The organism is Ruegeria sp. AB11, from assembly GCF_056536325.1.
In genome coordinates, this window is the sequence record NZ_JBQFJO010000001.1 from 3,056,627 (window position 1) to 3,069,446 (window position 12,820).

General features: G+C 55.3%; 14 protein-coding genes and 1 pseudogene. 7 read left to right on the forward strand and 8 right to left on the reverse strand.

The window, feature by feature from the left end; all coding sequences use genetic code 11:
* The first annotated feature begins 9 nt into the window (after positions 1-9).
* The gene (locus ACR3EJ_RS15335) at positions 10-291 is read left to right on the forward strand and encodes a hypothetical protein (RefSeq protein WP_170538886.1); all 282 of its coding nucleotides are present in this window, start codon (positions 10-12) and stop codon (positions 289-291) included.
* Between the two features lie 59 nt (positions 292-350).
* Here the strand turns inward: ACR3EJ_RS15335 and ACR3EJ_RS15340 are convergent, their stop codons facing one another.
* The 5 genes from ACR3EJ_RS15340 to ACR3EJ_RS15360 all read right to left on the reverse strand — a co-directional run bounded on the left by ACR3EJ_RS15340 (position 351) and on the right by ACR3EJ_RS15360 (position 5,163).
* Complete coding sequence (locus tag ACR3EJ_RS15340) at positions 351-1,121, reverse strand: alpha/beta fold hydrolase (RefSeq protein ID WP_170538884.1); 771 nt, start codon at positions 1,119-1,121, stop codon at positions 351-353.
* Positions 1,122-1,388: 267 nt separating this feature from the next.
* Positions 1,389-2,423 (reverse strand): TRAP transporter substrate-binding protein, encoded by a 1,035-nt coding sequence (locus ACR3EJ_RS15345; RefSeq protein ID WP_010439065.1) that lies wholly within the window; start codon positions 2,421-2,423, stop codon positions 1,389-1,391.
* A gap of 51 nt (positions 2,424-2,474) precedes the next feature.
* Positions 2,475-3,794 carry a TRAP transporter large permease gene (locus ACR3EJ_RS15350; RefSeq protein ID WP_010439063.1) on the reverse strand — a complete coding sequence of 440 codons (1,320 nt, stop codon included), beginning with the start codon at positions 3,792-3,794 and terminating at the stop codon, positions 2,475-2,477.
* Complete coding sequence (locus ACR3EJ_RS15355) at positions 3,791-4,372, reverse strand: TRAP transporter small permease subunit (RefSeq protein WP_170538882.1); 582 nt, start codon at positions 4,370-4,372, stop codon at positions 3,791-3,793. Before ACR3EJ_RS15355 ends, ACR3EJ_RS15350 begins: the two co-directional genes overlap by 4 nt.
* A complete protein-coding gene (locus ACR3EJ_RS15360) occupies positions 4,369-5,163 on the reverse strand; it encodes an N-formylglutamate amidohydrolase (protein ID WP_170538879.1) in 795 nt (264 codons plus the stop codon). The genes ACR3EJ_RS15355 and ACR3EJ_RS15360 overlap by 4 nt, the downstream gene beginning before the upstream one ends.
* A 123-nt stretch (positions 5,164-5,286) precedes the next feature.
* Between ACR3EJ_RS15360 and ACR3EJ_RS15365 the strand changes: the two genes are divergently transcribed.
* Together ACR3EJ_RS15365 and ACR3EJ_RS15370 are read left to right on the forward strand one after the other, a co-directional pair.
* The gene (locus tag ACR3EJ_RS15365; RefSeq protein WP_029621737.1) at positions 5,287-6,156 is read left to right on the forward strand and encodes a MurR/RpiR family transcriptional regulator; all 870 of its coding nucleotides are present in this window, start codon (positions 5,287-5,289) and stop codon (positions 6,154-6,156) included.
* Between the two features lie 81 nt (positions 6,157-6,237).
* A pseudogene (locus tag ACR3EJ_RS15370) lies at positions 6,238-6,993 on the forward strand (hypothetical protein); the annotation flags it as partial.
* Between the two features lie 7 nt (positions 6,994-7,000).
* Here the strand turns inward: ACR3EJ_RS15370 and ACR3EJ_RS15375 are convergent.
* Entirely contained in the window at positions 7,001-7,675 is a 675-nt protein-coding gene (locus ACR3EJ_RS15375; RefSeq protein WP_029621734.1) for a TIGR04283 family arsenosugar biosynthesis glycosyltransferase, read from the reverse strand.
* 73 nt (positions 7,676-7,748) lie between these two features.
* Between ACR3EJ_RS15375 and ygfZ the strand changes: the two genes are divergently transcribed.
* Both ygfZ and ACR3EJ_RS15385 read left to right on the forward strand, forming a co-directional pair.
* Positions 7,749-8,486 (forward strand): CAF17-like 4Fe-4S cluster assembly/insertion protein YgfZ, encoded by a 738-nt coding sequence (ygfZ, locus tag ACR3EJ_RS15380; RefSeq protein WP_170538877.1) that lies wholly within the window; start codon positions 7,749-7,751, stop codon positions 8,484-8,486.
* A 90-nt stretch (positions 8,487-8,576) separates the two neighbouring features.
* Positions 8,577-9,530: an ABC transporter transmembrane domain-containing protein gene (locus ACR3EJ_RS15385; protein WP_170538875.1), complete on the forward strand. Its 954-nt coding sequence runs from the start codon at positions 8,577-8,579 to the stop codon at positions 9,528-9,530.
* Between the two features lie 34 nt (positions 9,531-9,564).
* On the opposite strand, the gene efp is transcribed toward ACR3EJ_RS15385, so the two are convergent.
* Complete coding sequence (gene efp, locus ACR3EJ_RS15390; protein WP_010439041.1) at positions 9,565-10,128, reverse strand: elongation factor P; 564 nt, start codon at positions 10,126-10,128, stop codon at positions 9,565-9,567.
* Positions 10,129-10,347: 219 nt separating this feature from the next.
* On the opposite strand from efp, the gene ACR3EJ_RS15395 reads away from it, so the two are divergent.
* Complete coding sequence (locus ACR3EJ_RS15395; RefSeq protein WP_008757056.1) at positions 10,348-10,668, forward strand: DUF6280 family protein; 321 nt, start codon at positions 10,348-10,350, stop codon at positions 10,666-10,668.
* A 64-nt stretch (positions 10,669-10,732) separates the two neighbouring features.
* Here ACR3EJ_RS15395 and ACR3EJ_RS15400 read toward each other — a convergent pair whose 3' ends face one another.
* Complete coding sequence (locus ACR3EJ_RS15400) at positions 10,733-11,302, reverse strand: cobalamin biosynthesis protein CobQ (protein WP_170538873.1); 570 nt, start codon at positions 11,300-11,302, stop codon at positions 10,733-10,735.
* A 60-nt stretch (positions 11,303-11,362) separates the two neighbouring features.
* Here ACR3EJ_RS15400 and ACR3EJ_RS15405 point away from each other — a divergent pair, with 60 nt between their 5' ends.
* On the forward strand, positions 11,363-12,820 hold the full coding sequence (locus ACR3EJ_RS15405; RefSeq protein ID WP_170538870.1) for a cobyric acid synthase: 1,458 nt from the start codon (positions 11,363-11,365) through the stop codon (positions 12,818-12,820).

Here is a 12,820-nt window from a genome sequence, read left to right on the forward strand (position 1 = left end):
GAGGACGACATGAAAACACTAACCCTCGGGCTTGCCCTGACCCTGTTGGCCACGGCAGCCCCCGCGCAGCAGATGCTCAGCACCGCATCGCCCATTCCGGACGGCGCCGAGACGCGGTTTTGCTATTATGACGGCATGGCCTATTCGCCCGACGCCTTCATCCTGCTGACCGGCGACAATACCGTCACCTCAACCATCAGCACGCGCGAGGAAAGGTTGCTGCGGTGTCATCGCAATGACGATGGCTCTCTGGTCTGGAAACCGCAGAGCACATTTCAAACCAACAACTAACGTAGGATGGGTTTCCAACCCATCAAAGCGTACCGGGAGCGATGGGGTGAAACCCCATCCTACCCCAATTTCTGGTCCAGCCAATTGGCGATCTGTCCGGCTGGGCCTTCCCAGCCCGGTTCCATGAACAGAAAATGCGCGTGGTTTTCGACTGGCAGAAATGTCGCGCGATCTCCGTAAAGCTTCGCCAGTGCGCGGCAGGTGTTGGGGTTCACGGCCCGGTCCTCGGTGCCAGAAACGATCAGCACCGGACAGTCGACCTTGTCGATATCCACCTTCATGGCGTGGTGATCGTCGAACATCCAAAAGAACATCTCGAACATCACCCGCCCGCTTTCCGGGCCAAGCTGGTCGAACACCTCATGCTGCTGCGCCTCGGGCATCTTGTTCAGCGCAAAGGGGGCCATAAGGTCGAAATCGACGCGCATGGGCTGTTTCCAGAACGCCCCGCCTTCCATCAACGCGCGCGGCACGGCGCGTTCGTCGTCGGTTTCGGGCAATGTTCCCCAGGCTGCGTTCGGGTTAATCAGGACAATGCCGCTGGCCAAACCGCGAGTGGCCACCTGTTGTGCTACTACGCCCGCGATGGCATGGCCCAGCAGCACCGGTTTGCTGTCCAAACCCTGAACGAATTCAGCTATGTCATTGGCGTAATCCAAGACGCTGGTTTCGGTTAGGCCCGGATCGGGTTCGGCGTTAGGGTCGCCGCCATGATACCGCAACGCAGGCGTGTGTACCGACCAGCCGCGTGCGCGAAAGAACTCCGCGTAATCTTGCATGCACCACGGCCCGGCAAAAGCTCCGTGGATCAGAACAATCTCTTTTGTCATGAAAAACTCCCTCACCTGTGACCAATATGTGAGGTGAAGGACGAGGTCTGCAAGTCCGTTAATGCACTGCATTCAAAGGACTGGGGTATTGGAAACACTTGGATGAATGCGTCTCGCAGGCCCATATTGGTAGATTGTGTGCCTGACAAAGCGTCGCGCCTGGTGTCACAGGATCAAAAAATTCGTCCAGTCTGATCTAGAAAATTCGACGAAAATTTTTTGCGCAGTTGCGACCGGCCCGCTCGCTCGCGGACCGGTCGAGTTGGGTCAGCCGTAGCGATAGGGCCGACCGGCCTTTTGCATTTCGGCGTTATATTTCTTAAAGATTTCAACAACCTTGGCCTTGGTCTCGGATTCAGCTGCAATCTCATCCCAGAATTTGACAGCCGCTTCTTCGACTTGCGCCCATTCGGCATCTGGAATTGTGGTCAGTTGCATCTTGGTGCCATTGACGCGAAGGTTGGCTTCACCACCCCAATACCACCACTGGCGATAATAGTGCGACTGATCACAGCAAGCGCGGAACAACGTCTGCAAGTCTTCGGGCAGTTCGTTCCAACGGTCCATATTGGCAAAGAAGTGACCCGCCCAGGCGCCTGATACGTTATTGGTCAGGAAGTAGTTGGTCACATCGGCCCAACCGACGGTGTAGTCTTCGGTAATGCCTGACCACGCGATGCCGTCCAGCTCTCCGGTTTGCACCGCGACTTCGATGTCTTCCCACGGCAGGGTCACAGGAACCACGCCGAACTGCGACAGGAACCGGCCCGCCGTCGGGAAGGTGAAGATGCGCTTGCCCTTCATATCCTCCAAAGAGTTGATCGGATCCTTAGTGGCAAAGTGGCAGGGGTCCCACGCGCCGGCACTGATATGTTTCACGCCGACCTTGGAATATTCCTCATCCCAGATCTCGTTCAGGCCCCACTGGTTAAACAGAACCGGTACATCCAGCGAATAGCGCGAGGCAAATGGGAAATAGCCGCCGAAAACAGTGACCTCGGTGGGTGAAGCCATCGAGTCATCATCCGACTGCACCGCATCGATGGTGCCCTTCTGCATGGCACGGAACAGCTCTCCGGTGGGCACAAGCTGATCGGCGTAGAACAACTCGATCTGCATTCGGTCACCGGCGATCTTGTTGAACATCTCGATGGCTGGATCGATCACATGGGCCGCAAGCGCTGGCCCTGCATAGGTCTGCATTCGCCATGTAATCGTACTTTGCGCAAGCGCCGGTGCGGCCAAAGGTGCAGCTGCAACCCCCACCCCGGCAGTTTTGAGAAACTTACGTCTTGTCGTCATGTCAATTTCCTCTCCGTTAAAGTTCAAGTGCCCGTTTGCCGGGCCTTCTGGTTAATTTCCGTAAACATATCCGGGCAGCCAAAGCGCTATTTCCGGGAAGATCATGATTATCGCGAGCGCCAGAACCATTACGCCCACAAAAGGAAAGATCGAGCGATAGATATCGCGAAGCGTAATCTCGGGCGGGGCCATCGCTCGCATCAGGAACAGATTGTAGCCGAATGGCGGCGTCATATAGGCGATCTGGGTCGTGATCGTATAAAGCACGCCGTACCAGATCAGATCAAAACCCAATGCCCCCACCAGCGGTACATATAGCGGAGCAACGATGACGAGCATCGCGGTATCATCGAGGAACGTGCCCATTACGATAAAGCTGAGCTGCATCAGGATCAGGATCATCCATGGTGAAAGATTGAGTTGTTCGGTGAACAGATTGTCGATGGCCTTAACCGCACCCAATCCATCAAATACGGCTCCAAATCCCAGTGCGGCCAGAATGATCCACATGAACATGCAGGATATGGCCAGCGTTTGCTTGGTGCAGTCTTCAAAGATTTTCCACGTCATCCGGCGTTTGAGAACCGAGGCCGCTAAAGCCGCCAGCGCCCCGATCGCTGAACTTTCAACAAGCGAGGTCCAGCCATTGACGAAGGGGATCATCATGGACGCGAAGATAATCAGCGGCAGAGCGCCTGCCCCCAACAACCGGATTTTTTCGGCCCGAGGCACTTCGTGCGCGTCCTCCATCGCTGGGCCGAGCTGAGGTTGAATGCGACAGCGTATCCATATGTAGAGGATGAACATTGACGCCATCAGCAGCCCGGGCACAATACCGGCCAACCACAGTTGACCCACAGGTTGCCGCGCGATCATGGCATAGAGCACTAGAACCACGGAAGGCGGCACGAGAATCCCCAGGCTCGATCCGGCTTGAATGACCCCGGTCACCATAGTCTTGTCGTATCCGCGCCGCAAAAGCTCGGGCAAAGCAATTGTCGCCCCAATGGCCATTCCGGCGACACTGAGGCCGTTCATAGCAGAAACCAGAACCATCAGCCCGATTGTACCGATCGCAAGGCCTCCGTTCACCGGCCCCATCCAAACGTGAAACATGCGATAGAGGTCGTCAGCCAGGCGGCTTTCGCTCAGAACATAACCCATGAAGATAAACATCGGCAGCGTGAGCAGCGGATACCACTTCATCAGTTTCATCGCGGCCGAAAAGGGGATATCCTGCCCGCCTGTTCCCCACAGTGCCAGCGCCGCAATCGCCGAAACTGCGCCGATGGCCCCGAAAACGCGCTGACCTGTAAACAGCATCAGCATCATTGAGGCAAACATGAAAATGGCGATATATTCCTGACTCATGCCCGGCTGACCCCGATTTCCTGCCCGTTGATCCGTGCGATGTCTTTGAAGAGTTCAGAAATTGCTTGCAGCAGCATAAGAAAGAAGCCGAACACCATAATTGCCTTGACTGGCCAGATATAGGGCCTCCATGCAGTCGATGAGCGTTCAAGTCTCCCGATCTCTTCACTGCCGGTCAGAAGGCCTGTGAAATAGGAAACCGGTTCATCGCCCCAATAGCCGAGGCTGTAGGCGGTCGAACCAAGTCCACCATAGAACAGCACGCCAAGATATAGGATCAGTAACAACACCGTGCAGGCGTCGAACCAAGCTTTCCGGCGCGGGCTCCAATTGTGATAAAACAGATCCATCCGGACGTTCGAACCCAATTGGATCGAGTACGGACCTCCTATGATGTAGTAGGTCACCATTGCAAACTGCGCCATTTCCAGCGTCCAGAGCGATGGCAGAAAGAACGTTTTCGAGATCGAGGACCACAGCAAAATACCCATCATCACAAACAGGCCCCACATCATGACCCGCCCGATCCGATAGTTCACCGCATCAACGATGTGCACATATGCGGCCATCATTTTCATTGCCGCGCGCCCTCGCTTTGGATCGCGCTCATCGTGTTTTCGATCCAGTGCACCAGATCATCAGCAATCGCTTGTTGTTGCTCAGGCGTCTCGATCAGATCATTGCGAATTTCGATCATGACGTTCAGCAAACCTCTTGGTTTCGCGTGAACATCCAGCGTATGTGCTACGCCGTCGCGGGCTGAGTATGGCTCATTGAGGCGCGTCTTCAGCGGCAGGTCTGCAGGGGTCTTTTCCAGCATTTTCAACGCAAAGCGCTCGTCTTCGCCATGCAATAAGCCCAATTCGACAGTCCGTTTCTGTCCCCGATACACGGGCGTAAAGCTATGTATTGTCACCATCAACTCAAGCGTTTCGCGATGACGATCCAACATTCCTGCAAGTTCCAAACAAAATGGCTTATAGACCTCTTCGACTCTGGCCTTGCGATCAGCGTCAGACAGGGAGGCGTTGCCTGGAATGGCGAAATCCTCGCTGTTAGCACGCATCGCATCGTCGGCTTCAGGTGGCCGATTACAGTCATAAACAAGCCGCGAAACGCCTCCGTAGATCAATGAAGCAGACATTTGTCGTGCCATAGCCTGCGCGACAGGCAAAGCACCCGGATCCCATGCGATATGGCTGCGCAAAGCATCCGCGTTTAGACCCAAGTCCCTCAATTCTTTGGGAATCCGGCACGATGCATGTTCACAAACCACGATGACCGATGGGCTGTCCGCCGGTTCGCGTGCGTGAACAACTGATCCAAAATCCAGATGCCCGATCGGCGAAAGGTTGTTGTGCGATTCCATGGGGAAAAATTTCTACACCCAGCCTTAACCTGTCAATAATTTTCCTGTAAAATATCCCACACAACCGTTTCAGATGTCAAATATTGCACATTAGATGATGGATAACCAAAGAGGATGTAATCCGTGCGCGTAACTGAAAGACTCCTTGCCCATCGCGAAACGATGACCCCATCGGAGCGGCAATTGGTGAATGTGCTGCTGGATGATTATCCAATGGCAGGTCTTGGCAGCATTACGGAACTTGCAAGCATCGCCTCGGTTTCAACCACGACAGTCGCGCGTATGCTGCAGAAAACCGGATTTGTCGGCTATCCTCAGTTTCAGGCCGCTATCCGCAGCGAAGTGAAAGAGATGATCTCGGGTCCCGTTGCCAAGCGGGATGTCTGGCAAAATGATCTGCCAGAGGAACATATCCTAAACCGCTATTCCCGGCAGGCGTTGGACAACCAACGGCGTTCAATCGACGAGGTGGCTCCGGAAGAATTCGACAGCTTTTGCCGCCTATTGTGCGATCCGGATCGACGCATTTTCATAACCGGAGGACGCATTACCGGGACGCTGGCGCAGTATCTATATCTGCACCTGCAAATGATACGGCCCGACGTGAAACTGCTATCAGATGCGGCCTCCTGGACCCATGATCTGCTTGAGGTGCGTGAAGGGGACGTGTTGGTGGCCTTGGATGTGCGGCGGTACGAAAACACCACGCTGCTGATCGGACAGCTTTGCCATGAACGAGGCGCCGAGGTCGTGCTGCTGACGGATCAATGGCGTTCGCCGATCCATCGGCTGGCAAAGCACACATTTGCAGCGCGTATCGCGGTTCCGTCTGCGTGGGATTCCATGGCCTCGATCCTGGTACTGTTGGAATGTGTGATCGCCGAAATGCAAGAACGTCTGTGGGACAGCGTGAAAGAACGTACGGAAGAGCTTGAGCAGGCATTCGACAGGACCAAACTGTTCCGCAAATTCGGTCAAAGCTCGGGATCCTGACGCCTTTTTCGTGGTGTCATGAGATACAACTGCGCGTGAACACTATTGTCTGAACGACCTCAGACCGTACATTCTGTACACATGACATTTATTGCCGACAATCAACTACCGTTGCTTATTCTTTCGTTTCTGATCGGCCTATTGGGAACCGGCTTCTTATTCCGGAAGCCAGCGGGACACCGAGCCTGGAAACTGGCAGATCTTGTCTGGGTGGTTTTGGGCGGGATCGGCGCATTGGTCGCCGTACTGGCGGGGCTCTATACATCAGACAGCTCAAGATTGGATCGGCAAATTGACGTAGCTTATGCTGCAACTCTGGCCTTCGACCGCGACGCAGCACGCTTTCGACTGCGGTTTTGCGACCCGGCATATGATCCCGATACCGCCGTTTTGTGTGAAAAGGTGGAATTCTTGTCTGCCTCGACCGCCAGCAATGCCGATTTACCGCTCTTTATTGCGGTCACAAACGAAGTTGCACCGCTGCAAGGGCTGCATTTCCTGTTTGGCCGGACATCAAAGGACGAGATGGAAGAGGCTCGCGATATGGCCGCTAAGGCCGATGCTTTTGATATCCAGCAGTTTCTAGTGTTCACCTCTCTGGATGAAACCACGCAAGCCGCCGTTGACAACATGCGCCGCAAAGTACCTGCCATCGCAGGCGACTACCTGATCCTAGCCCAGAGCTATGACGATCTGATTGATCAGGTGGGCAAATTGAAGGAGGAATGGGAATATCTGCAGGCCAATGCGCATATTCTAGTCTTACAGATCATCGCCCTATGTCTGGTCAGTTTTGCGGCCCCGTTTCGCCTAGGGAAGTCCATTGTTGAACTGCGCACCGCCTTTATCCCCGATAGGCCTTCGCCAACTTCGCCGGATCAGCCCCAAGAAAATAGCGCGCCAATGTCCAGAGATTCCGCGCACCACGCCGAAACCAGCCCTGACGGATATAGCGTTCCGCATTCGTAACCGCATTCGCTTTTAACAGCACCGAGCGCGGCAGGGCGCGAACCAGGGCGACATCTTCCATCAATGGCTGATCCGGATACCCACCCGCCGACAGATAGGTCTGGCGCTGGACCAACAGTCCCTGATCGCCGTAAGGCAACCCGAACAGGCGGCTGCGCAAATTCGCCCAGCCAGCAACCCAGAGTGGGGCCACGCCCTTGGCGCGGAACCGCAAACGAAAGGCCGCAGGTTGGCCTGTGTTCAGATGCTCTGCAACCGCTGCGGTCCAGCCCGGTTGCAACTCGGTATCCGCGTGCAGGATCAGCAACCAGTCAGCCTTGGCCTCAGCGCATCCCCTCCGCAATTGCCCGCCGCGTGATGGGGCGCCTGACACGATCCTGGCCCCTGCCTCATCAGCGATCTCTAGCGTGTGATCATCCGAACCAGCATCGCTGACGATCAACTCGCGGATCAGTCCCTGTTGCAGACCTTCCATCAGCGATTGCAGTGTACTTGGCAGCTCCTGCCCTGCATTCAATGTCGGGATCACGATGCTGATTGGGGCGGACACGTCTGATACCCTCTGGTCATGGCGGCGCGTTCTCCTATATCACGAGGCCAGACCAAATGACGAGGATCAACCCATGCCCAATCGCCGCATTCTGCGCCTGACCGGCAAGGATACTGACAGCTTTCTGCAAGGGCTGATCACAAATGACGTACAGCGGATGAATGAGGGGTTGGTCTACGCTGCCCTGCTGACCCCGCAGGGCAAGTATCTGGCTGATTTCTTTTTGAAACGGGACGGATCATCGATTCTGCTGGACCTGGCAGAGGATCTGGCCGACGCGCTGAATAAGCGCCTGACGATGTACAAGCTGCGTGCTGATGTTGCGATCGAAGCGACCGACCTCAATCTGCAGCGCGGCACAGGCCCCGCACCAGAAGGCGCCCTGCCCGATCCGAGGCATCCCGATCTTGGCTGGCGCGGCTATTCTTCGGCACCGGAAGACGAAGATGGTACAGACTGGGATGCGATCCGCGTCCGTCATTGCATTCCAGAGACAAATATCGAACTAACGCCAGACAGCTACATACTTGAAGCCGGTTTCGAAGCCCTGAATGGCCTCGACTTCAAAAAAGGTTGCTATGTTGGCCAGGAAGTCACCGCGCGCATGAAGCACAAAACCGAACTGCGCAAAGGCTTGCGTGTTGTTGAAATTACGGGCGCTGCACCGATCGGAACCGAGATACAGTCTGGTGGAAAGCCCGCCGGAACTTTGTTTACGCAATCCAATGGCAAAGCAATTGCCTATTTGCGCCTTGACCGCGCCCAAGGGGACATGCTGGCGGGTGATGCGATTGTGCGTTTGACCGACTAACCCCACGGGTAACCTCGCGCCACGTTTTCGCTGGAACCCATCGCGCTGCGCGGTAACACTGGCGCCGGAACTGCAAGAGGGATGTAAAAGATGTTCCGGCTGTATCGGGCAATCTGGCGGGCCAGTGCGGGCCGGCAAGTAATACTTATCCTGCTGTCATTGGCAGTCGCAGCGCTAGCTGCAGTTCCGCTGGAATTTCAGCGCGACATCATCAACCATCTGACTTCGGCAGATGTCGGGGTCGAGCGATTGTTGACATTAGGCGCTGGCATGATGGCTGTCATTTTGCTTAGCCTTGCCCTGAAATGGGTGCTGGGCTACCGGGCGGGCACTTTGGGTGAGGACCTGATCCGCCTGATCCGTCAACGCCTGTTGGTGCGCGCAGCTGACCTCAACCAAACCGGAGGATCCTTTCGCAAGGGAACCATGAGCACTGCCGTCTCTGCCGAGGCTGAAGAGCTTGGTAAATTTGCAGGCGGCGCCTTTTCCGACCCCGTTGTTCAGATCGGAACGTTGATCAGTGTGATTGGCTATATCTCATCCACACAACCCGGCCTGGGTCTGATCGCGTTTTCGATGATCCTTCCACAAATCATCATTGTTCTGGTCTCGCAACGGCGCGTGAACGTCTTTGTCGCCGAACGGGTCCGTATCCTGCGCAATTCGACCGACCGTTTGACTACCGAGGATATCGAGGCTGTATCTACAGATATCGACGCACTGTTTGATGAAATTTACGAAACACGCCGTCGCATGTTCATCTGGAAATTGTCTGCCAAATTCTTGCTGAGCGTTATCAACGGTGCCGGGACGGTTGGAATCTTGATGCTTGGCGGATGGCTGGTTTTGCATGGGCGTACGGACGTCGGCACCGTGGTTGCTGCCACCAGCGGGCTAACACGCATACAAGGTCCAACCGCATTCCTAATCGCATTCTATCGCCAAGTCAGCGCCAATCGCATCAAGTTCGAATTGATGCTTGAACTGTTCGGTCCGGACCCCGAGCGATACCGGCGACCGCGCAAAAAAAAGGACCGCACCTGAAGGATGCGGTCTTTCGAATGTGGTTGGAACAAGCTTAGGCGCGTTCAGAATATTCCATGGTTTCCGTATTCACGATGATCATTTCATCCTGACCAATAAACGGCGGAACCATGACCTTAACGCCATTATCCAAGATTGCAGGTTTGAACGAGTTTGCAGCGGTTTGCCCTTTGACGACCGGTTCGGTCTCGACAATCTTGCAGGTCACCTTTTGCGGCAGCGTCGCATTCAATGCCTCGCTCTCGTAGAATTCGACAACAATGGTCATGCCGTCCTGCAGAAACGGGCGGCGCTCGCCCAGCAATTCCGACGGCAGCTCGATCTGTTCGTATGTCTCAGAATCCATGAACACCAACATGCCATCGGATTCGTACAGGAATTGCTGATCTTTTTGCTCAAGCCGTACGCGCTCAACCTTGTCGGCGGAACGAAAGCGTTCGTTCAATTTTGAGCCATTACGCAAGTTGCGCAGTTCGACCTGCGCAAAAGCACCGCCTTTACCGGGCTTTACGTGATCCACCTTAACAGCCGCCCACAGCCCATCGTTATGCTCAAGCACATTGCCGGGGCGAATTTCGTTCCCATTTATCTTGGGCATGACTTAAATCCTTCACAAACGGTTGATGCGTCAGTTGTTGTCCCTATATCTGGCGTGACCACACCTGACAAGACAACGAAACCTAGTGCTGCACATGCAGCGAGCCATGCAAATGACGCAACGTAGTTATGCGATTTAGGTGTATCCGAATCGCATGTAATAGGTCATAAGGACCGTCACGCCGAAAATTGCAAGAGCAAGAAAAACAGGAAAAACGAGATGAGAGATTTCGTTGACGGCACTGCCTTCAATAACGAACAAGGCAATCGTGCACGCAAACTTTTCGCAGCCGTTGTACTGGCTGCTCTGGATGATGCCATCGCTGACGACAAGAAATATGGCAATGGGCCAGAACAAATTGCCCGCTGGGCTCGTTCGCGCGATGGTCGCGAAGTACTGTCCTGCGCCGGTATCGACCCCAATGAGCGGGTTGTTGGTGGATTGATGGAATTTGTCGGTCGCGGCGTCCGGACTTCGGTGGCTCTGTCACGCGAAGAAAGCGAACGCCGGAATGCGGCTCAGCAGGCCGAAGCGGCCTGATTGAACCCCGCATCCGATTGAAAAAACGCGCCCTGACGACGGGGCGCGTTTTTCATTGATCAGACTAAAAGTACATTTTCCAATGCCTTGCAACCCAGAGCTCGGCCGCAAGAAAAACAGCAAAAAAGAGCTTAGCCCCTATCGAAAGGCCGCGTTGCCACAACACCGCATAGGCCGCCAAACACACCGCCATGGATATGGGCGCGACCCAAATGGCATGATGCGTACTGTCCCAATAGCTGATGGGGCTTTCGAAGACCCAAGAACTGAGCGGCCAGAATTGTGGCCGACCATCTCCTGCGTGTAAAATGAAATCCATCACCAAGTGCAGCAGCCCTGCGGACGCACCTATGGTCAATAAGTGCCAACGTCGCCACAGCCCTAGGCCAAGCGCGGTTCCCCATACAAAGAACGAGTTGTCGACGGCAAACACCGTTTGCCAGGCTGGCGAAAAGTAAAGCTGGTCGAATACAACCTGTGCCGGGATGTTCAGAATATACAGCGAGGCACTTGCCATCACATATAACGATAAATCCGGCAACACCGATCCAAGTAACGCTGCCCATAATGCGGCTCCTTGGGCTGGGCGTGCAAAAGTGGCGGCGCCGATCAAAAGATGCGCAGGTGTGTTCATAGGGGGCTTTTCCTTTGCCCTTAAATCAGGTCATCTGCGCGTCAACATAGGAGACAGGCCATGGCGTGGTCCATCATGATTCAAGGCACCGGCAGCAATGTCGGAAAATCGGTTTTGGTGGCCGGACTGGCACGCGCATATACCCGACGCGGGCTGAGGGTTGCTCCGTTCAAACCGCAGAACATGTCAAACAACGCCGCTGTTACTGAAAACGGTGGAGAAATCGGGCGTGCGCAGGCCCTGCAGGCGCGGGCGGCGAAACGGCCGACGCATACCGACATGAACCCGATCCTGTTAAAACCAGAAACCGACACAGGCGCGCAAATCATCCTTCAGGGCAAGCGCGCGGGCACAATGAAAGCGGGCGACTATCGCAAAGATAAATCCAAGCTTCTGGGTGCGGCTTTGGAAAGCTTCGGCCGGCTGTGCAGCGATGCCGATTTGGTGCTGATCGAGGGCGCAGGCAGCCCAGCTGAGACCAATTTGCGCATAGGCGATATTGCCAATATGGGATTTGCGTGTGCCGCTGACGTTCCGGTTGTTCTGGTCGGCGATATCCATCGTGGCGGAGTGATCGCCCAAATCGTTGGAACACAGGCAGTCCTGGACGCAAGGGATCTCGAGATGATCCGAGGCTTTGCCATAAATCGGTTCAAAGGTGACGTGTCCCTATTTGACGAAGGTCGCGATGACATCGCGGCCCGGACCGGTTGGCCCTGCATCGGCGTGGTGCCGTGGTTTCACGATGCATGGAAGCTGCCTGCCGAGGATATGATGGACATTCGCTCTCACGCGGGCGGTGCGTGCAAGATCGTTGTGCCTCAGCTAGAGCGGATGGCCAATTTTGATGATCTTGACCCACTTTCGGCAGAACCCGGTGTGACGGTCGAGATCATTCCTGCCGGCCGCCCCCTGCCCGGCGATGCCGATCTGGTGTTGCTGCCCGGCAGCAAATCCACGATTGGCGATCTGGCCTATTTCCGGGCGCAAGGCTGGGACATAGACCTGTATGCCCATGTCCGTCGGGGAGGACACGTTCTGGGCCTTTGCGGAGGATATCAGATGCTGGGAAAAACCATCGCGGACCCGGATGGCGTAGACGGTCGCCCGGGTCACGTCGAAGGTTTGGGGCTGCTGGATGTCACCACTACTATGGCCGGTGAAAAGCAGGTTACATTGCGATCAGCGACCGCCCTACCCGGTAAGGAACCCGTCAGCGGTTATGAAATCCATATGGGTAGGACCGAAGGTCTGGATTGCGTCCGCGCGTGGCTGCAGGTCGAGGGGAGGCCAGAAGGTGCCGCCAGCGCCAATGGACGCATACGCGGCAGTTATTTGCACGGGATTTTCACATCAGACGAATTTCGCGCCAGCTATCTGTCCGAATTTGGCGTTGTATCAGAAAACGCCTATGAAGACGGCGTCGAACAGGTCCTTGACGACCTTGCCGACCATCTTGAGCGGCACATGGATTTAGACCTGCTTCTCTCGATGGCGCAGACAGCAAATCGGGACTGA

Excerpts from the sequence above, each read along its gene's own strand:
- ACR3EJ_RS15335 (WP_170538886.1), top strand. The coding sequence starts at position 10 with ATGAAAACACTAACCCTCGGGCTTGCCCTGACCCTGTTGGCCACGGCA.
- ACR3EJ_RS15340 (WP_170538884.1), bottom strand. The coding sequence starts at position 1,121 with ATGACAAAAGAGATTGTTCTGATCCACGGAGCTTTTGCCGGGCCGTGG.
- ACR3EJ_RS15345 (WP_010439065.1), bottom strand. The coding sequence starts at position 2,423 with ATGACGACAAGACGTAAGTTTCTCAAAACTGCCGGGGTGGGGGTTGCA.
- ACR3EJ_RS15350 (WP_010439063.1), bottom strand. The coding sequence starts at position 3,794 with ATGAGTCAGGAATATATCGCCATTTTCATGTTTGCCTCAATGATGCTG.
- ACR3EJ_RS15355 (WP_170538882.1), bottom strand. The coding sequence starts at position 4,372 with ATGAAAATGATGGCCGCATATGTGCACATCGTTGATGCGGTGAACTAT.
- ACR3EJ_RS15360 (WP_170538879.1), bottom strand. The coding sequence starts at position 5,163 with ATGGAATCGCACAACAACCTTTCGCCGATCGGGCATCTGGATTTTGGA.
- ygfZ (WP_170538877.1), top strand. The coding sequence starts at position 7,749 with ATGCCCAATCGCCGCATTCTGCGCCTGACCGGCAAGGATACTGACAGC.
- ACR3EJ_RS15385 (WP_170538875.1), top strand. The coding sequence starts at position 8,577 with ATGTTCCGGCTGTATCGGGCAATCTGGCGGGCCAGTGCGGGCCGGCAA.
- efp (WP_010439041.1), bottom strand. The coding sequence starts at position 10,128 with ATGCCCAAGATAAATGGGAACGAAATTCGCCCCGGCAATGTGCTTGAG.
- ACR3EJ_RS15395 (WP_008757056.1), top strand. The coding sequence starts at position 10,348 with ATGAGAGATTTCGTTGACGGCACTGCCTTCAATAACGAACAAGGCAAT.
- ACR3EJ_RS15400 (WP_170538873.1), bottom strand. The coding sequence starts at position 11,302 with ATGAACACACCTGCGCATCTTTTGATCGGCGCCGCCACTTTTGCACGC.
- ACR3EJ_RS15405 (WP_170538870.1), top strand. The coding sequence starts at position 11,363 with ATGGCGTGGTCCATCATGATTCAAGGCACCGGCAGCAATGTCGGAAAA.